This is a genomic window from Bacillus sp. CPT56D-587-MTF (assembly GCF_058792335.1).
Genome location: NZ_JBYTEF010000001.1, coordinates 1,583,384 through 1,602,613, shown reverse-complemented (window position 1 = coordinate 1,602,613; position 19,230 = coordinate 1,583,384). Strand labels below are relative to the sequence as shown.

At 34.1% G+C, this 19,230-nt stretch carries 16 protein-coding genes and 1 pseudogene; 2 read left to right on the top strand and 15 right to left on the bottom strand.

Translation table 11 applies throughout. The features are described 5' to 3' along the window. Nucleotides 1-62: 62 nt before the first annotated feature. The 7 genes from cydC to AC3WVZ_RS08295 form a co-directional block, all read right to left on the bottom strand. Nucleotides 63-1,787 carry a thiol reductant ABC exporter subunit CydC gene (gene cydC / locus AC3WVZ_RS08325; protein WP_074047777.1) on the bottom strand — a complete coding sequence of 575 codons (1,725 nt, stop codon included), beginning with the start codon at nt 1,785-1,787 and terminating at the stop codon, nt 63-65. Continuing rightward, on the bottom strand, nt 1,784-3,505 hold the full coding sequence (cydD, locus tag AC3WVZ_RS08320; protein WP_233936271.1) for a thiol reductant ABC exporter subunit CydD: 1,722 nt from the start codon (nt 3,503-3,505) through the stop codon (nt 1,784-1,786). Before cydD ends, cydC begins: the two co-directional genes overlap by 4 nt. Further along, on the bottom strand, nt 3,505-4,521 hold the full coding sequence (cydB, locus tag AC3WVZ_RS08315) for a cytochrome d ubiquinol oxidase subunit II (RefSeq protein ID WP_000950085.1): 1,017 nt from the start codon (nt 4,519-4,521) through the stop codon (nt 3,505-3,507). The genes cydD and cydB overlap by 1 nt, the downstream gene beginning before the upstream one ends. After that, nucleotides 4,508-5,911 (bottom strand): cytochrome ubiquinol oxidase subunit I, encoded by a 1,404-nt coding sequence (gene cydA, locus AC3WVZ_RS08310; RefSeq protein WP_000448870.1) that lies wholly within the window; start codon nt 5,909-5,911, stop codon nt 4,508-4,510. Before cydA ends, cydB begins: the two co-directional genes overlap by 14 nt. Before the next feature lie 592 nt (nt 5,912-6,503). After that, on the bottom strand, nt 6,504-7,559 hold the full coding sequence (locus tag AC3WVZ_RS08305) for an LLM class flavin-dependent oxidoreductase (protein ID WP_000417543.1): 1,056 nt from the start codon (nt 7,557-7,559) through the stop codon (nt 6,504-6,506). 119 nt (nt 7,560-7,678) lie between these two features. Beyond that, complete coding sequence (locus AC3WVZ_RS08300) at nt 7,679-8,122, bottom strand: MarR family winged helix-turn-helix transcriptional regulator (protein WP_001205510.1); 444 nt, start codon at nt 8,120-8,122, stop codon at nt 7,679-7,681. A 367-nt stretch (nt 8,123-8,489) separates the two neighbouring features. After that, nucleotides 8,490-9,029 carry a DUF4352 domain-containing protein gene (locus AC3WVZ_RS08295; protein WP_000473156.1) on the bottom strand — a complete coding sequence of 180 codons (540 nt, stop codon included), beginning with the start codon at nt 9,027-9,029 and terminating at the stop codon, nt 8,490-8,492. 304 nt (nt 9,030-9,333) lie between these two features. Between AC3WVZ_RS08295 and AC3WVZ_RS08290 the strand changes: the two genes are divergently transcribed. Continuing rightward, a complete protein-coding gene (locus tag AC3WVZ_RS08290; protein ID WP_000548215.1) occupies nt 9,334-10,077 on the top strand; it encodes a hypothetical protein in 744 nt (247 codons plus the stop codon). Nucleotides 10,078-10,165: 88 nt separating this feature from the next. Here the strand turns inward: AC3WVZ_RS08290 and AC3WVZ_RS08285 are convergent, their stop codons facing one another. After that, nucleotides 10,166-10,714 (bottom strand): DUF4865 family protein, encoded by a 549-nt coding sequence (locus AC3WVZ_RS08285; RefSeq protein WP_000579891.1) that lies wholly within the window; start codon nt 10,712-10,714, stop codon nt 10,166-10,168. A 120-nt stretch (nt 10,715-10,834) separates the two neighbouring features. Here AC3WVZ_RS08285 and AC3WVZ_RS08280 point away from each other — a divergent pair, with 120 nt between their 5' ends. Further along, on the top strand, nt 10,835-11,623 hold the full coding sequence (locus tag AC3WVZ_RS08280) for a LysR family transcriptional regulator (protein ID WP_000405005.1): 789 nt from the start codon (nt 10,835-10,837) through the stop codon (nt 11,621-11,623). Nucleotides 11,624-11,684: 61 nt separating this feature from the next. Here the strand turns inward: AC3WVZ_RS08280 and AC3WVZ_RS08275 are convergent, their stop codons facing one another. From AC3WVZ_RS08275 to AC3WVZ_RS08245, 7 genes and pseudogenes are all read right to left on the bottom strand, one after another. After that, nucleotides 11,685-12,638, bottom strand: coding sequence for a branched-chain amino acid ABC transporter permease (locus tag AC3WVZ_RS08275; protein ID WP_002040965.1), 954 nt, complete (start codon nt 12,636-12,638; stop codon nt 11,685-11,687). Nucleotides 12,639-12,687: 49 nt separating this feature from the next. After that, nucleotides 12,688-13,548, bottom strand: coding sequence for a branched-chain amino acid ABC transporter permease (locus AC3WVZ_RS08270; RefSeq protein WP_074047774.1), 861 nt, complete (start codon nt 13,546-13,548; stop codon nt 12,688-12,690). 21 nt (nt 13,549-13,569) lie between these two features. Beyond that, nucleotides 13,570-14,271: an ABC transporter ATP-binding protein gene (locus AC3WVZ_RS08265; RefSeq protein ID WP_001196696.1), complete on the bottom strand. Its 702-nt coding sequence runs from the start codon at nt 14,269-14,271 to the stop codon at nt 13,570-13,572. Further along, nucleotides 14,249-15,022, bottom strand: coding sequence for an ABC transporter ATP-binding protein (locus AC3WVZ_RS08260; protein ID WP_000149338.1), 774 nt, complete (start codon nt 15,020-15,022; stop codon nt 14,249-14,251). Before AC3WVZ_RS08260 ends, AC3WVZ_RS08265 begins: the two co-directional genes overlap by 23 nt. Nucleotides 15,023-15,111: 89 nt before the next feature. Next, nucleotides 15,112-16,329: pseudogene (locus AC3WVZ_RS08255) on the bottom strand (substrate-binding domain-containing protein). A gap of 262 nt (nt 16,330-16,591) precedes the next feature. Then, the gene (locus AC3WVZ_RS08250; protein WP_001044939.1) at nt 16,592-17,515 is read right to left on the bottom strand and encodes a CobW family GTP-binding protein; all 924 of its coding nucleotides are present in this window, start codon (nt 17,513-17,515) and stop codon (nt 16,592-16,594) included. A 106-nt stretch (nt 17,516-17,621) separates the two neighbouring features. Further along, nucleotides 17,622-19,058 carry a flavin monoamine oxidase family protein gene (locus tag AC3WVZ_RS08245; protein WP_000528002.1) on the bottom strand — a complete coding sequence of 479 codons (1,437 nt, stop codon included), beginning with the start codon at nt 19,056-19,058 and terminating at the stop codon, nt 17,622-17,624. Nucleotides 19,059-19,230: the final 172 nt, after the last annotated feature.

The following is a 19,230-nucleotide window of genomic DNA, read 5'->3' as shown; positions in this document are numbered from 1 at the left end:
TCTAACAAAAAAATAGCTCCACCATTAGGCGTAGCTATTTTTACAATTATTGCTTATTCAAATTATATTCCTTTATCTAACTCATAAAGTTTACGATACTTTTCATTTTCTTTCAGAAGTTGTTTATGACTACCTTGCATGACAATTTGGCCACGATCAAGGAATATAACTTCGTCTACATGTTCTATTCCTACAAGATGGTGCGTAATCCAAATAACCGTCTTTTCTTCCGTTGCAGAAAACATTGTTTCGATTAAAGACAATTCTGTTTTTGGATCTAAACCGATAGTCGGTTCATCAAGTACAATAATTGGTGTTTCTTGCATTAGAGTTCTAGCAAAAGCAACCCTTTGTCTTTCCCCACCAGAAAACCGCTTTCCCATTTCATGCATTTTTGTTTGTAATCCGTCCGGAAGAGAAGTAACATGTGAAGCTAATTGTGCTTTCTCTAAAGCTTTCCATATCTCTTCATCCGTCGCCTCCGGTTTGCCAATTCGTACATTATTTCCAATTGTCGTATCAAACAAATGCGGCTTTTGATTTAATACAGAAATATATTTAGATAAAAGATTCGTATGAGCTCTTTCACCATTCAATACAACTTGGCCATTTACTGGGCTTAACGCCCCTGTTAACAATTTTAGTAAAGTAGATTTCCCTGTCCCACTTCTCCCTAAAATAGCAATTTTCTTCCCTGCTTTTATTTGTAATGATACATCTTTTAATACAATCTCATTACTATCTGGATAACTATACGATACGTGATTCAGTTCAATATCTACATGTTTTGGTTCAATATAATCTTTCTCTCCATGCAAATCCGTTTCATCATGTAAAACACTATCACTTTCTACGCCATTAAGACGATGGGTAGATTCTACATACGACGGTATTCGATCGATGGCATCTGCAATAGGAATAAGCGCGTTCGTTACAGATAAAGTCATTAATACGAAAGCTGCGATAACTGTAGGAGCAATTTGTTCACTTGCCGCTTCATTCCCAGTCCATATGATCATCGAAATAACTACAATACCTACTACTAATTGAATGATACTGTCCCGAATATGATACCAGCGTTTCACTCTCTTTTCGATTTTTAACAACTGATCATTTTGTTTTACATACTCATTAATAAATTCATCTTTACGACCACTTGCTTGCCAATCAGATAATCCAAAAACAGCATCTGTCAGTTGTTGATACAAACTGTTTCTTCCTTGCTTTAAAGTAACATGATGTTTCTTCATCAAAAGTAATGATACAAACGGAAGAAGAAAAACGATAATAGCTAACATACAACCTACAATAAGTGCAAAAACAAAATCAAATGCACCGATAACAAGTACGAAGATACTATAAACAACTAGCGCTAATATGCTAGGAAATATTGTACGTAAATATAGGTTTTGCAAATGCTCTATATCTTCGGATAACACTCCTAACATATCACCCGTTTGAAATCGAGAACGGAAAAATAACGCCTGTGGTTCTACTATTCTATATAGCCTCGTTCTCATTTTTTCTAATATACGTAGTACGACATCATGTCCGACTAGGCGCTCTATATAATGAAATACAGCTTGCCCTATACTAAATGCTCTTGTTGCAACAATAGGAACATATACAGCCATTACATTTTCTGGTCTAAGGGCAGATTTTGAGATCAAATAACCTGAAATAAAAAGTAACATCGCTCCTGAACTAACTCCAAGAAGACCAAGGAAAATAGTTAAAGTCATTCTACTTTTATTTTGTTTTATATAAGGTTTAACCCAATTACTCATTTCTCTCCCCTCTCTTCCCTATGAAAATGTAATGTCTCATTCTCTAAAAGTTCTTCATACGTCCCACTTTCTTTCATTTCCCCTTTATTTAGAATAAGAATATGGTCCATTTGTTTCATCCAATGTAGACGGTGAGTTGCTAAAAATACTAACTTTCCATTAAATAGACGTAACATCGCTTGCTTTATTTCAAATTCGGTTTCAATATCAAGATGTGCCGTAGGCTCATCTAATAAAATGATTGGTTTTTTACTTAAAAGCGCACGCGCCATAGCAACACGCTTTTCTTGTCCGCCACTTAGCATACGTCCACCTTCTCCAATTCTTTCGTGTATCCCATTTGGAAGTGATGTAACGAGTGAACGAAGGCCGACTTCATTAATAACTCTTTCAACTTCTTCATCTGTTGCATTTGTTTCATAAAAACGAATGTTATCCTTTAATGAAAGTGGAAAAATATAAGGTTGCTGCGGAATATAAGCAATATTTTTTTGCCAATCTTCACGAGTAGATCCATCAACTTCTAGACCATTTACTAACATCTTTCCACTCGAAGGAGATAAAAAACCTGCTAATACGTCGATTAACGTCGATTTCCCTGCACCACTTTCACCAATAACACCAATAGCACCGTTACCTTCCCAAGTAAAATTAATTCCTTCTAATATAGCCTTTTCAGATTCAGTATTATTAACTTTGATATCTTGTAATTTCAAGCTACTAGAGGCATTCCATACTATATCTTCATTCAAATCTTTCTTTTGTATTCCTTTTTGTTGTTGCAAAATCTCTTCTATTTGCTCCATCGCAATTTGTCCATCTAATGTCGCATGATAATTTGCTCCCACTTGTTTAATCGGCAGAAAATATTCCGGAGCTAAAATCAAAATTGTAAGGGCTGGTAATAGTATAATCGTTCCATCTATTAAACGTATCCCTAATCCAACTGCCACAAACGCAATTGATAAACTCGTAAAGAAATCTAATGCAAAAGAAGAAAGAAAAGCAACTCGCAAAGTACGCATCGTTGCTTTTCTATATCTTTTACTTACTTTTTCAATCTTTCCTTCGTGCTGTTCACTTTTCCCTAAATACTTTAATGTTTCTAAACCTTTTAACGTATCTACAAAATGATTCGAAAGTACACGATATATCTCATACTGACTATCTGCCATTTTTTGCGCTGCTAATCCGAGAAGAATCATAAATATGATCACGATAGGAATCGTTACAACTAAAATGATTCCAGACTCAATATCTAGCGTAAAAACATATAGTACAATTAGACCTGGAACGATACTACTTCTAATCATTTTAGGAATCGTTAATTCAATATATGTTTTAAATTTCTCAATCCCCTCAATTGGTAAGGTAACCAGATGACCAGTTCCAACAGTTTGAACATACCTTGGACCTAATGTGAAATATGCCTCTATCAATTGTTTTCTTAGTAACGACCCTGTTTTTTCAGCAAAACGTTCCACTAATATTTGTGATGTTCGAACTACTATGTTACGCGCTGCAAACGCGATACCAAAATAAACAACTTCACTTAATATTGTTTGTACTGTCTCTCCATGAAATAAAAACGTAATAGCTCGTGCTAAAAAGATTGTTTGCGCAATAATACTAAAAGCTTCTAAAATACTAATAATCGTTAACGCTACATATAAAATACGGCTACCGGGATAAGACGGAAGTCCTCTTTTTCTTTTCATTAGTACTCCAAATCGTTGTCTGACTTAACAGGTTGTCTAAATACATAATAACTCCATATTTGACTTCCGATAACGAAAGGCAAAATAGCAATCGCAAAGTAAGTCATCAGTTTTAATGCATAAGCTCCTGATGCTGCGTTGTAAATTGTCAAATCATTCATTGCTCCTAAAGAGCTAATCATAACACGTGGGAACATACCGATAAATACACTCGCACTTAGTAAAATGATCGTTAAACTCGTCATAAAGAAAGCCCAACCATCTCTTCTTCTTTTATTTAATAAAGTGGACACTAATAGTGCTACAAAAGCTCCGATTGGTACCATAATCCATTCTGTTCCATGAGCAGTGAAAATGTCGGTTTTCCATAACCCCACACCAGCAAAAACAAGAAGTGTAAGTAATGAAAATGGTGCAATTTTTATTGCAGCAATTCGTGCACGTTCTCTCAATTTACCAGTTGTACGTATCGTAAGAAATTGTAATCCGTGGACAATACATAGTAGGAGAAACATTACTCCTCCAAGTAACGCAAATGGATGAAGTAATTGCAAGAATCCACCTACAACATTTTTACTCTCATCAATAGGTACACCTACCATAAAGTTTGCAATCGCAACTCCCCAAAGGATAGGAGGTAACATACTTCCAATAAACATCCCCCAATCCCATGCACTCTTCCATTTATGATTATCTATTTTCGCACGAAATTTAAAGGAAACACCTCTTAAAATTAAAGCAAGAAGCATAAATACAAATGGAATATAAAAACCACTAAATAAAGTTGCATACCAGTGCGGAAATGCCGCAAACATGGCTCCACCAGCACAAACAAGCCATACTTCATTTGCGTGCCAGAACGGTCCTATTGTATTTAAGTAAACTCGTTTTTCAAAATCATTCTTTCCTAAAAACCTCGAAACCATTCCTACACCAAAATCGAAACCTTCCAGTACGAAGAATCCAACAAACAAGATTGCAATAACTAAAAACCACAACTCATTAAGAGATAACATACTCTTCCTCCTTATCAAATGGATCATGGCTTTGATAATCCTTTTTCGTTTTCTTATTCGTGTGGCCCTTAATGGTACGAACGAATAAGTACACACAAATTCCACCCATAATTAAATACATTGATGTGAATGAAATAAGTGAGAATAATACTTCACCGAATGTTACATTTGGTGATACAGCATCTTCTGTTTTCATTACACCAAATACTACCCAAGGTTGACGACCCATTTCAGTCATAATCCACCCTACTGTATTACCGATGAACGGAAGAGAAATTGCATACACCATTAATTTTAAATACCACGTTTTTTCAGCTAAACGATCTTTTCTTGATAAGAACCATCCGTAAGCTCCTAGAAGAAGCATGAATGTTCCACTCATTACCATCGCTCTAAAACTCCAAAACATTGTATGCACTGGAGGAATATAATCTCCAGGTCCATATTTTTCCTCATATTGTTTTTGAATTTGATTCATCCCTTCAACTTGACCGCTAAACTTATCATACGATAATAGACTTAGCATATAAGGGATTTGAATTTCAAATGAATTTTCTTTCTTCTCTGTATCAATTTTCGAAAATACTGTAAATGGTGCTGGATCCTCACTTGTATTCCATAGCGCTTCAGCTGCCGCCATCTTCATTGGATGTGTCTTAATTAATTGTTGCGCTTGTGCATGACCAAAGAATAATACAAGCGCCGTTGTAATTGTTCCAACAATGATAGAAATTCGGAAAGATTTTTTAAATACTACAGTTTCTTGTCCTTTTGTAATTTTCCATGCACTTACACCAGCAATAAAGAATGCACCTGTTGCAATTGCCGCTGTAATTGTATGCGGGAATTGTACCCATAGTTGTGGGTTTTGAATAATGGCTAAGAAATCATTCATTTGCGCACGACCATCAGCTGCCATTTCATACCCGACAGGTGACTGCATAAATGCACTTGCAGTTAAAATCCAGAATGCTGATAACATCGTTCCAATTGAAAGGAGCCAAATACACATTAAGTGAATTCGCTTCGGTAATTTGTCCTCACCGAATACCCATAAACCTAGGAATGTAGACTCAATGAAAAATGCCAGTAATCCTTCAATTGCAAGCGAGGGACCAAATACATCACCTACAAAACGTGAATACGTTGACCAGTTCATACCAAACTGAAATTCTTGTAAAATACCTGTTACTACACCTACTGCAAAGTTAATAAGGAATAATTGCGTCCAAAACTTTGCCATCTTCTTATATACCTCTTGCCCCTTTACCACATACAACGTCTGCATGATTGCAATAATAAAAGCTAAACCAATTGACAGCGGAACAAAAAAGTAATGGAAAATCGTTGTTGATGCGAACTGTATTCGTGCCAATTCGAGCGTTTCCATACTAAAATCACTTCCTTCATAGTTTTTATAATAAAAGTTAATTGAGCAATCTTATCAAACTCAATTATTAAGAAATACGAAAAGACAAAAACATTTTGTATGTATTGTCGAAAAATATGAAGTTTCAGTTTTTCAAACTATTGTAATGCTATTTTTTACCTTTTCACTATTTCTGTAGTGTTTTATTCGTTAATCGAATTGTATAATATACCTGCATAGTAAATTCAGGTTATTTTTGACGTATTATTGACATCATTTTGTCTGAAATATGTCTTTTGTCATTTTTTTGAATCAGATTTTTCTCATTAGTAAAATGTGTTTTTTCAATATACTTCTTACTTTTATATCTATAAAACAATCGTTTTTTCTTCATACGCTTGACTTTTACTCGGAAAAATGTCCTCGAAAGCACCCACGATAAATGCTTATTTTTTGTCAAGAGAAAAATGTATTTTCAAAATTCAAACTCGAAATAATGTTATTCAAAAATAGAAAACAACTTCCCTCTTCCTCGACTAAAAGTTCATTTTTTTGTCATTTTTCCAGAACAAATAAAAAAACTGAGAGTCGATTAAACTCTCAGTTTTTTTATTTATTTTGCTGTATGTTTTCTAACGGCTGGTAAAATTTCAGTAGCAATTAATTCAATATTTTTCTCAATTTTATCAAATGGTACACCGCCAAAATCAATTTGTGCCATAAAGCGTTGTTGGCCAAACAATTCATATTGGTAAAGCATTTTCTCAATGATTTGTTGTGGGCTACCAACCATTAAAGCATCACGGTAATCTATTGCATTTGTAAATTGCTGTTTCGGATACCCATCACCGCGCAGTGTAAGCATACCAGCATTAATGTGAGGGTAATATTCACTAAGTGCATCTTGTGAATTTTTTGCCGTATAAAATAAACTCGTTGTCGCAACTGGTAAACTAGCTGGATCAAATCCGCTTTGCTGAGCAGCCTCGCGGTAAGCATCTACTGACACTTTAAAGTTAATTGCTGGACCACCAAGTGTTGTTATCATCATTGGCACACCTGCACGTCCTGCTTTAATTGCACTAGCTGGTGGACCTCCAACTGCACGCCAAATTGGTAAGTTATTATTTTTCGCTCTTGGAATAACCGATGCATGTGCGAGCGGTGCTCTGAACTGTCCATTCCATGTTACATGTTCCTCGTTATTAATTTTTAATAAAAGATCCATCTTCTCTTCAAATAATTCTTCATAATCATTCACGTCATAACCAAGTAAACTATATCCTCCAATACGAGATCCACGACCAGCCACAATTTCTGCACGTCCATTAGAAATCAAGTCAATGGTAGCGAAATCCTCATATACTCGAACTGGATCAGATGTACTTAATATCGTTGCGGAACTTGCAATTTTTATATTTTTCGTAGCTTGCGCGACCGCACCTAAAATAACTGTATGAGCTTGCGTTGTAAAATGTGTTTGGTGACTTTCGCCGACAGCAAACACATCAAGCCCTGCCTCATCTGCTAACTTAGCTGTTTCAATTAGTTCGTGAATTCTTTTCTCTGGCGTAATTTTGTCCCCATTATGTGGATTTAAAACATGATCACCAATTGAATATAATCCAAACTCAATTCCTTTTCTTGTATCTATACGGTATTTTTCCATAGTTACTCTCCCCTTTAATAAAGTAGTATTAGTTTTTTTCTAAAAACGTTGGTAAGTCAAGTTTATCTCCGTATTACCTACACCATCACTTGATTAGTCAATTGATAGTGTAAAAAAAATTACTCTTGCGGTAATTCTTTTTTTTCGCTATGCTTATGAACTTTCGTCATCAGCTCGTATAATATTTTCTGCTCTTCTTCATTTAATACATCATCAAAAAACGAAGATTGAAATGCAAGTTGTTCTGGCAATGCTCTCTCTAAAGCTGCTTCTCCTTGCTCTGTAAGACTAATTGTTTTCGTTTTCCAATCTTGTTTTCGTACAATATATCCTTCTTTTTCAAGACGAGTTAACATTCGAGAAATGCCACCTTGTGTAACAGTTACCTTTTCAGCTAACTCCATTTGTGTTAGTGGTTGATACGTACGTATTTGCAAAAGCACATCAAATTGAGCTGTCGTTAAATCAAAACGTTTTAAAAACTCATTTGACAATTGATTACTTTGGTTCGTAAATCGTATTAAACGTAACCATATTAATGATCCTATCGTATTATCACGCATGTTTGATCACTTCCTATCGTGAATCTTACTATCACTTTACCACTCAAGTGATAGTAATGCAAGAGAAAATCACATTTTTTATATAACTCAACTTACTTTTACTTAACTAAAGGCATCACTCGTGTAGTATTAGTTCTACTTGCCATTCTCTACATCTTCATAAAAAAAGGATTAAGCTCCAACGCCAATCCTTATCATGCATTTATTTTTTGTTTTCAAAACCGTATGTTTGAAATTCACACCATCTAATCTATTATTTTCTTTTATCGTAGCGTAAATTCATTTGAGCATACCGTCTTCATGTAAAACCTGTATAAGTTTGCATAAAAAACCCTTGTTTACACCAATTGGGCTTTTACAGGATATATCATTTAAGTTCTACCTTTACTTCCTCTTTAGACATAACATCAGGTCTATAAATTAATTCAAGATTAGAATCACCTTTTTTCGCTTCAAACGTTATGGCTCCTGTTATCTTACCGTTTGGATCTACATCTTTAATTTTAAAAACGTTTTTATTACTAGTTGAAAATGTATGGTCCACGATACTTCCATCTCCTCTTTCAAGGTAAAAATCTAATGGATTAATTCTAACTTTTTGATTACCAATATTCTCTACTGTAACATGAACAATAACAAACTCATTACCTTTTTCCAGCTTATCATATTCTGCCACTTGTGCTATTTGTACTTTATGGACTGTTAATTTTTGATTTCTAATTTGAGTAGTTTTTTCAACATTATATTCTCTTGTATCTTCATTCTTCGTATTTTCTTTTTTGGCACTACTTTGCTCTTCCTTCTTATTATTTGATACAGTTTTAGCTACTTCTTTCTTCTCATCACATGCCGATAAACTGAAAGCTAACGTCCCTGCTAAAGTGACTGTTGCGATTTTTTTAAACATAAATTCCCTTCCCCCAATGTAAAAATGATAAAAATCCTCAAAAACTATATATTATACTAACAGATAAATGAACAGCATATTGTCGTTATGTGTCGAATGTAATAAGGCTATGTATAAGTATGAAGTCTTACTTTGCTTCATCTCTCAACTGTTCGACATATGATAAAATTTTAACAATAAGACATCCACCTTACTTACGAACTCTTTATTCCCATAACTATGTGTATCATAAATTTTTAAATAAGAAAAAATTAAAATAAAATGATAAAATTAAACAAATCACTAATGTAAAGGTGGGTAGAACATGCATATTTCTAAACAATTTATAAAACCATTCCCTGAATATGAAGACATATTTTATGATGATTTAGAACAACATAAAAAGCACTTTTTACCCATTTGTTCTATAAACTTACAATGTATTGAACCGGAATTGGACGAATGGGTACATATTGTGTCAGCAAAAGAAATCCATGATGGTTGCGTGGGTGATTTCACCAAACCATTTCACACAAATTTTACGAAAGCAGATACATTAGGATTCGATGTCATTAATGGAAAATATAAATTTGAAGCGGATTGGAATTATTTCGAAATCGAACAAAATAATTCTGACATAATAGAACAAGCCTATGAGAGTAATAAAAGAGATTATCAAATCCGTAAAGAGTATTTTCAACGTAATCAAAAAATTTATCCTTATTCTAGCTTAGGAAAAGAAATAACATCTGTAGAAGTATTAGAACAAGAGTTTGTTGAAAAACAAACAAATGGCTGGGGATTAAATTATCCTGTGGTAAATGGTATCCTAGATGATGTTCGTTTTATGACAGAAGAAGGTGAAGAATTATTAGAAGACTGCGATAACGAAGACGAAATTTTTGACTTTACGAATCTTCTATATGTACCAAAAGATGAATATGGACATCCCTTTACATATGTTGGATTTGTTACAGGATATTATTTTCAAGCTTATGGTGCCGATCGTATTTACTTATTCTTTAATAAAGAATTAAGAAAAGCAGTAATTTGTTTTGAATATACATAAGATAATTAAGAAAAGTCCATTTTGAACATTATTACTTGAATCAAAATGGATTTTTTATAAATAATTTATTTCTATTTCAATTCCGCATCTACTGTGAAATGTGTAAAACCTCATATAATGTAATATCCTCTATCTCTTCAATTTCAGGCTTTACTTCATAAAATTCAAACTGACTATATCCCCACTTATCTGGGTTATACACTATTACATTCCCTTTACAATTTTCTGTATTCTGGACATTCTTATTAAAAAAGTTAAATTGAGTTTCAATCAATGAATTCTTTTGAGAAATACTCCCCACGTATTCAACAACATACTTACATTTCTTAAAATCATCACTTAGATTAACAACTAATGGAACACCTATATGTATTTGTTGCCAACCAAACGATTGTAAAATATTATCGTAATACCCTTCAAAGATAAATTTATTCATCCCTTCATGCCCATTCCAAATATATAAAGGTGCATAGCAGTTATAAAAATTCCCGTCTTTCTCCGTTTCCGTAATTAAATAAGCTTTAAAATTTAGTGCTTGGAAACCATCAGTTTTATAACCATTATCCTTTACCCTTTTCTTAATAATTTCCATGTCATAATCCTTTGGCAAAATGACCTTATATTGCATTCCAATCATGTTTATCACTCGCTTTCAATCTTATATACATTATGATAAATCGATAAGTAGCTAACGTAAAATAGGTATAAATTATGTTTGGTATCATTTATAATGATAGTGCATAAGGGGCTGAGATACATGGAAATAAATGATCTTATTATATTCAAAACTGTAGCCAGTGAGGGCTCTATTAGTAAAGCTGCTAAAGAGTTAGGTTATGTTCAACCGAACGTAACTGAAAGAATCAAAAAATTAGAACAAGAATTAGAAACACCCTTACTACATAGAGATAACAAAGGCGTTTCCTTATTACCTTCTGGTGACATTTTATTAGATTACACGAATCAAATATTAACTCTATTAGAAGAAGCGAAAGATAAAATTAAAACAAGTGGGTCTTCTTATATAATCGCGACGTCACAATCGATTTTGACTAATTATTTAAGTAAGCGTATTAAAGAAAATTTCATGAATTATCAAATATATGTAGAAAATAGTAGTCATTTGCCAAAATTACTGCAGCAACAAAAAGTTGATATGGTCATCACTTATGAGGATGATTCTGGTGCAGGTTTTAAAAAAGTATTTACTACTTCAATTTCTATAGGCTTACTAAAAGATCAAGAAAAATGTATCATTGACTATTCAAAGGAACTCTTCTTCGTTAGCAATGACAAAAAGTGCCCTTTTAGAAATAAGACGATACAATTTCTAAAAGAAAATAATTTATCTCAGCGTCAACTTCAACAATTAGATTCTTATTCGCTTATGGAAGAGTTTATTCAGGACGGAAAAGGGATAGCCTTTTTGCCGATTAAAAATGATAAATTGGTACCAATTGAAGATGTTCCAGTTGAAAAATTAGCTGTTCATTTTTTTACAAATCAAAACTCTTTCAAACAAATCCCTGATGAACTATTCGGTTAATAAAAAATCCCTCCTTTATGAATCTAAAAGAGGGATTTTCATATTCTATACAATTGATTTTTCACACATTTTGCTCCACTTCTGCACTTTTCTCCTTCTTATTCCGCTTCATATTCTTCAGTCCCTTAACCGTGCCAACTAATCCTTTCGGGAAAACTAGCAATACGATAATGTACAATAAACCAAGAATAATCGTCCATCGTTCAAAGATCGGATACTCTGTAGCTAGTTCTGATAAATAATATTTTAGAGATTCAATAATTCCAGCTCCTGCAATTGCTCCAATTAACGTTCCAACCCCACCAATCATCGTCATCAATAATGCATTTAATGTCATTTCAATTGAAAATACAGTCGTATTAACAAAACGCAATGTGATAACAAATAAACCACCGCTAATCGCAGCTACTACTCCTGCAACAATGCTAGCAATAATTTTATAATGAAGCACTTTATATCCTAGTGCTTCAACACGTTGCTCATTTTGGGAAATTGCCTTTAATACTTTTCCAATAGAAGATTTGGTGAAAAGACGTAACAGAACAAAAATGATAAGTAAACATATAAGTGTTACATAATAAAACGTAAAACGATCACGGAATACGTCTGGTACACCAAATGTAAAACCATCTCCTCCGTGAGTAAGCCCACGCCATTTTTCAGCAAGTACAAAAAATAGCTGTGAAATAGCAAGTGTTAACATTGCATAAAAATGACTTTTCAATCGTAAAGAAAGCAAACCAATTATATAACTAACGATTGCTGAAACGATAATTGCAGCTACTATTCCAATTAAAAAGTTCGTTATTGATACGCCTTGTCGATCAAATAAAAGCGCTACCCCATATGCTCCTATCCCAAAGAACATACAATGACCGAACGATACAATTCCTGTATACCCAAGCAATACATCAAAACTCATTGCAAAAATAGCAAAGATGAAGATTTGAGTGAACAAAATTAACAGGCTCCGTGAATCATTTACGAACGGAAATACACTTAAACAAATGAGCATACATACTCCGAAGTATACTTTAATTCGGTCCGATGTGTTGTTCACCATTTCACCCCTTTTCACCAACAAGTCCAGTTGGCTTCACTATTAAGAAAAATAGTAACATTAACATATTAATTGCAAGTGATAAATCTGGTATAAAATACGCTGTAAAAGCACCAGCTAATCCGACAATTAAAGAAGCAATAGCTGAACCTTGAACGCTTCCTAATCCACCGATAATTACTACTATAAAAGCTAAAATTGCATACTGCATGCCCATCTCGGCGAAAATAACGCCCGAATACGGCGCTAATAAGAATCCTCCCAAAGCTGCCATCCCTGCCCCTAATAAAAAGACGAAAGAAAATATCGCTTTTACATTAATACCAAGCGCTTGAACCATTTCTTTATCCATTACACCTGCACGGATCATAAGACCTATCTTCGTCTTTTTGAGTAATAGTAGTAGTGCAATGTAAATAATTATCCCAACCAAAATAACAAATAGACGATATTTAATTAATATAATACCTCCGAATGTAAAACTTCCTTGTAACCATAACGGTAATTTTGCACTAATAGGGTTTGGCCCCCAAAATATTTTAATACACTCACTAAGAACGAGCATTCCTCCAAGCGTAACGAGCAGCTGTCGAACATGATTTCCATATACCGGCCTAATAAGAAACCTTTCTAAAATAAATCCTAGGAACATTCCCATGGCTACTGCTCCAACTAAAGCTAATATATAACTTCCTGTCATATTAAATAACCAAACACCTGTAAATGCTCCCCATGCAAACAAACCACCGTGTGCAAAGTTTAAAACGCTCATTAAACCAAAAATAAGTGAAAGACCTGATGCTAACAAAAAAATGAGCATCCCTGTTGAAATCCCATTTACAAATAAATTGATTAACACATCCATCCTTTTCACCTCGGATTCATGTTAAGAGATTCCTAAATATTTATGACACATTTCCTTATCCTTTTTTAATTCATTCATAAAACCGTTATGAACAATTCGTCCGTTATCCATAATGTAAAAATAATCGCCAATTTGACTGGCCATCATAAAATTTTGCTCAACAAGTAAAACTGTTGTTTTCTCTTTCATCTTCAAAATAGCTACCATTAATTTCTCCACCATTATCGGGGATAGCCCTTTGCTCGGTTCATCAATAAGTAATAATCCATCACTATTAATAAACGCTCTTGAAATAGCCAACATTTGCTTTTGCCCTCCGCTCAAGAGCCCACTTTTCTTATTCCAAAACTGCTTTAAATCCGGAAATAGTTCCAGCATCCACTCTATTTTCCCTTCTACTTCCTCACCTTTTCCCCTAGCAAGAGCGAAAGTTTCTTCTACTGTCAAATCATGAAAAATACCTTGATTTTCTGGTACATACCCTATTCCTTTTCTTGAAATTAAATGTGTAGGTAATCCACTCACTTTTGCACTATCATAATAAATTTCACCATCTGCAATGCGGTGAAACCCCATCACTGAACGTAATGTCGTTGTTTTCCCTGCCCCATTTCTACCAAACAGTACAGTAATCGTCCCTTTCTCAACAGCAAGAGATACTCCTTGCAAAATATGAAACTGATCTAAATACGTTTCTATATTATTCACTTGTAATAGTGCCACTATATAATCCCCCTAAATAAGCACTTTGTACACGCTCATCTTTCATAATTTCTTCTGGCAATCCTTCAGCCAATAACTCTCCATGAAATAAAACGATAAGATGATCTGACAAACCTAGTATCATATCCATTTTGTGTTCGATAAGTACAATTGTGCTCTCTGGATGTTTCTTAATATTTTCAATCACTTGTAATATAGCAGGGACTTCCTCAACCGAAATACCTGCCGTCGGCTCATCAAGTAATAACACATCCGTTTTTAAAGCTAATAACATCGCAAGTTCTAGCTTCCTTTTCTCTCCATGTGCCAAATCTTTCGCTAATACGTTCTCTTTTTCATGAAGTAATACTGTTTTTAAGAAACGTCTCGCCTCTCCAACTTGTTGCTTTAATTTTGCTGAACTCGGGAAAAAACTATAGTAATCTTGTACGAATGATTGAACACTTAAACGGACATTTTCAAGTACCGTTAATTCTGGGAATATGTTTGTAAGCTGAAAAGAGCGACCGATTCCTAAGCGTGTTCGATCTGAAATCGATAGTTTTGTAATATCTTGCCCTTTAAAATACACTTCACCTGTTGTGGGTGAAATCTGTCCACTTAGTAAATTAAATAACGTTGTCTTCCCCGCACCATTTGGCCCAATAATAGAAATGAGCTTTCCTTTTTGGACAGTTAAATTTACATCTTTAATAACTTGATGTTCACCAAAAGATACACTAAGATTTTTCGTCTCTAGCAAATGTGTCACGAAATCCCTCCCTTTAAAGCCGTGAGTATGAAAGAAATATGTATAAAGAGAGTCCCCCCTCTTTATACAAAAACAACAGAAAATTCAGTCTATTTATTTTGAACTGGTGGTTCTGTTTCTTTCATCGTTAATTCTCGCTCTAACACTGGCACCGGATAATCAACACCGTCTTGCTTTTTCAATGTGATAGAATACAGTGTCTACATCGCTTGGTGGTCCTTCTCTCTAAACTTCATCTTTCCTTTCGGTGTATCAAATTCCATTCCTTCCATTTTCTTAATCAAGGTATCTACATCTGTATCACCTTTTGTTTTCTTTAAGGCTTCTACAATAGAAATTGCTGCTGACATTCCTCCTGCTGTAAACAAATCTGGCACTGCACCATTAAAACGTTTTTTATGCTCTTCAACTAGCCAATCATTCACTTTATTTTTTGGAAGTGTGTGATAATATACAGAAAAACCTTGCATACCTACTAATGCATCCATTGTTTTTAATGCTGGTATATCTGGCGCACCTGTAGAAATTTTAATACCTTGCGCTTCCACATTCATATCTTTCAACTGTTTCCAAGGTGAATTTGCCCCTGCCCAAACGATAAATAAATAATCTGGTTTTGAACTAATGATATTTTGAATATTCGCTGTAAAATCTGTTGAATTTGTATCCGCGTATTGCTCATTCACAATGTTCGCACCTAATTTTTTCGCACCCGCTTTAAATGCAGCAATCCCTTCACGACCAAAAGCGTTATCTGGGGCAAATGTTGCAATCTTTACATCTTTTTTCGCAATTGCTGCTGCTCCTGCAATCGCATCTTGTGAGGAACTTCTTCCAGTTCTAAAAATATATTTATTCCAGTTCTTCCCGGTAATACTATCCGCAACTGCCGGTTCTACAACCATAATCTTTTCATATTCTTCAGCCAGTGGTAAAACCGCTAACGTATCACTTGAACTAGACGATCCAACTAAAAAATCAACTTTCTCTTCTTCTAATAACTTCGTAGCTTTTTTAACTGCTACATCCGCTTTCGTTTCTGTATCTTCTACAACAAACTTAATCTTTTTCCCATCTACTTTCCCAGTTCCACCAGTTGCATAATCTAACCCTAATTCAAATCCGTTCACTGTTTGTTTTCCATACGATTCTAGCGGTCCTGTTAAAGAAGCAAGGACTCCTACCTTAATCGTTTTTTCATCCTCTGTACTTGTTTTCTTTCCTGAACAAGCTGCCGTTATTAATAACGAACCTAAAACACAACCAGTAAACATTGTTTTTAGCCACTTACGTTTTTTCATCGACATTGTGATCCTCCCCATACTTTACTTTCTGATAGAATCAAACACGCCAAAATCCCCTGTCCGTAATCATGACTAACTAATTCGATAGATAATGGAAAACTCTTGTAGTACCCTCTACATTCGGCACAAATATATAATCACCTTCCTATGTAATGGAAACGGACATACAATCAATATATATTCTGCAATCCAATTGAAAATACTGTTTCATTTCAGTAATGACCATACAAAAAGACTAACTTATTTTTAAGTTAGTCTTTTCCCCTTAATTAGAGTTAAGTTCTACTTTCTCTAACCCTTCAGCCAATTGTTTCTTATCTAGTCCTTCTCCTATTACTACTAAGTTTGTCGGGAAACCGAAGTCTTGTTCTAATAAAGTTGGTACTCCGAACGAATATTGGAATAGGTGAGGGTATTTATCTCCATGGAATTTCACAAAACCTTTCACTCGATAAATACTATCTGGTAAATTCGAAAGCCATTCATATAATTTGTCTTGATCAATCGGTTTCGTAAATTGATATGTCATTGTTTGTATATGTAAATGCTGTTTGACATGTAGTGTCTCGTGTTCCTCATCATTTGGAAATTCTGCTTCTTCTATATCTTTTAAAGATATATTACAATACTTTGTCTCATACATTTTCGCATGATCATTTATTGCCTTTACTTCTTCAAATACTGTATTCTTATCTTCATCTGTTAGTAAATCTGCTTTATTAACAAGAATGTGACTACCAAATTTCAGTTGCTCATGCAATAGCTGTTGTACATTTGCACTTAATATACTTCGATTTAACCACCTTACTGCATCTAAAACGACTACAATTGATTTCACTTCCAGAAAAGGAGCTAAAATTGGCGAGACACACGCGTCTAACACTTCAATTGGATGCGCAACACCTGTCGTTTCTATATAAATTACATCTGGTCTTTCTTGTTGGTATAACGAATGTAATTGTATTTCAAGCTCTTCTTTTAACGTACAACAAATACATCCTTTAAGAAGTTCTCTTAAAACATTCTCTTTTCCAATAATATCTGTATCTACTGAGTATTCACCAATTTCATTCATTAATACTGCAACTTTTCTATTCTTCTTTTTCTCTGCTAACAATAAATTTTGTAATAATGTTGATTTTCCACTACCTAAAAAACCACCTAATATATGAATCTCCACTTTATTCATTCAACCGACCATCCATTTCTTTACTTCAAATGTATTCAAAGCGTAATAATTACGATTTATATTTATCATTTTATTAAAAGAATGACCATTTGTAAATATAAGAGATTCACTGTTCATTTACTTCATATGCAACTCTAACTCCAGACTCAATTGCCCCTTGCATCCATCCATGTGTTAATGTCGTATGCTCTCCTGCAAAATGTACTTTTCCAGATGGTGGTGTAATATACGGAAATAACTCGAGCTCTTGGCCTGGTTCGAAAGCTGTAAATGCACCGCAAGAATACGGATTTTTACTCCAGCTAAAAGATGTTCCAGTGACAAACTCACTATAGACGATGTCACCGTATATTTCCGCTAAATTTTTTAATGCGTACCGAATACGATCTCTTTGCGGGAGACTATCCCATGTTAACGCCTCATCTGCCCACGTATAACTTGCTATAACGATAGCTGGTCCTGGAGTATGAATGCCATAACTCGGATAGTATGTAAACCGTATCGGTAAATCAGTAATAGATTTACCGCCACACTGTCCCGCTTTCTCCCAAAATCTACTTTTAAACTCTATTGCAATTTTAGTTGCAGCAATATAATTTAATTCACGAATTGCTCTTTTTTTAAAATAAGAGAATAAATAGTATGGCTGAACTTCTACAAATCTTAACGCTGAAAATGGAATTGTAATAATAGCAAAATCACTTGTTATTGTAAATTGCTCTAACGTTTGTTCATGATTTCCTTGTAACATTACTTTATTATCTTCTTGTATAATTTTATCAACCTTATACGGCATTAAAATATGTTCCCTTAATTGTGGTAAGAATGCATTCGATAACTTATCCATTCCACCAGTTATTTCATAATATTTCGTTGTTGAAGTAAAGAAAATCATTTCACGTAATACTTCAATTAAGGACATTCCCATATAAGCTTCCATATCAAGAAGTACCCCAATCATATCTATCGCACCATCTGAATAATACTCCATTAAAAATGAACCAAGCGAATACGTTTTATACTTTTTTTCAACGATAAGCCAGTTTTTATCAGGATCCTTCTTAATGTAATTTAGTATTGGTTCTAATACTTCAATCATTAGCTCTTCTGCCGTTTTTCCTCTTTCTTTATCCAAAACCGGATATTCAAGTACACTTGGATCATTTTCAAACACATTCAATCTCGTTTGAATGTTATTCGTATAAATGATATCTGCAAAAGTTTTATTTATAAAAAGGTTTAAAGGTAGTTTAAATTTATGAATATACGCTAAGGTTAACTTATGGGTGTCAGGGATTCTCATCGGTCCCGCATTAAAATATAAACCCACACTAAATGGTTCCCGAATCGTATACACTCTGCCACCTATTCTGTTATTTGCTTCTATAATCGTTACTTCGTGCCCAGCCTCTTTTAATAAAGAACCTGCAACTAATCCAGAAATCCCTGCACCTGCAATCGTAATCCGTTTTGGGTTATTCTTTTTAACAAGCCCTGCATGAATAATATGAAGCATTTCTTCCATTGCTAATGGATTCCCCATGCCATTTCCCCTTTTACAAAGGATTTTACTGAATTATATTCGGTTCACTGAATTCCTATGTTTTGTTCGCGGATTTGCACGGATACATTTTCAAATACTTGAATATCTTTTATAAAATGTAATAAACTAGATATGACTCTATAGAAGTAAGACGTATTATCTTACATAATAA

Excerpts from the sequence above, each read along its gene's own strand:
- cydC (WP_074047777.1), bottom strand. The coding sequence starts at position 1,787 with ATGAGTAATTGGGTTAAACCTTATATAAAACAAAATAAAAGTAGAATG.
- cydD (WP_233936271.1), bottom strand. The coding sequence starts at position 3,505 with ATGAAAAGAAAAAGAGGACTTCCGTCTTATCCCGGTAGCCGTATTTTA.
- cydB (WP_000950085.1), bottom strand. The coding sequence starts at position 4,521 with ATGTTATCTCTTAATGAGTTGTGGTTTTTAGTTATTGCAATCTTGTTT.
- cydA (WP_000448870.1), bottom strand. The coding sequence starts at position 5,911 with ATGGAAACGCTCGAATTGGCACGAATACAGTTCGCATCAACAACGATT.
- AC3WVZ_RS08305 (WP_000417543.1), bottom strand. The coding sequence starts at position 7,559 with ATGGAAAAATACCGTATAGATACAAGAAAAGGAATTGAGTTTGGATTA.
- AC3WVZ_RS08300 (WP_001205510.1), bottom strand. The coding sequence starts at position 8,122 with ATGCGTGATAATACGATAGGATCATTAATATGGTTACGTTTAATACGA.
- AC3WVZ_RS08295 (WP_000473156.1), bottom strand. The coding sequence starts at position 9,029 with ATGTTTAAAAAAATCGCAACAGTCACTTTAGCAGGGACGTTAGCTTTC.
- AC3WVZ_RS08290 (WP_000548215.1), top strand. The coding sequence starts at position 9,334 with ATGCATATTTCTAAACAATTTATAAAACCATTCCCTGAATATGAAGAC.
- AC3WVZ_RS08285 (WP_000579891.1), bottom strand. The coding sequence starts at position 10,714 with ATGATTGGAATGCAATATAAGGTCATTTTGCCAAAGGATTATGACATG.
- AC3WVZ_RS08280 (WP_000405005.1), top strand. The coding sequence starts at position 10,835 with ATGGAAATAAATGATCTTATTATATTCAAAACTGTAGCCAGTGAGGGC.
- AC3WVZ_RS08275 (WP_002040965.1), bottom strand. The coding sequence starts at position 12,638 with ATGCTCATTTGTTTAAGTGTATTTCCGTTCGTAAATGATTCACGGAGC.
- AC3WVZ_RS08270 (WP_074047774.1), bottom strand. The coding sequence starts at position 13,548 with ATGGATGTGTTAATCAATTTATTTGTAAATGGGATTTCAACAGGGATG.
- AC3WVZ_RS08250 (WP_001044939.1), bottom strand. The coding sequence starts at position 17,515 with ATGAATAAAGTGGAGATTCATATATTAGGTGGTTTTTTAGGTAGTGGA.
- AC3WVZ_RS08245 (WP_000528002.1), bottom strand. The coding sequence starts at position 19,058 with ATGGGGAATCCATTAGCAATGGAAGAAATGCTTCATATTATTCATGCA.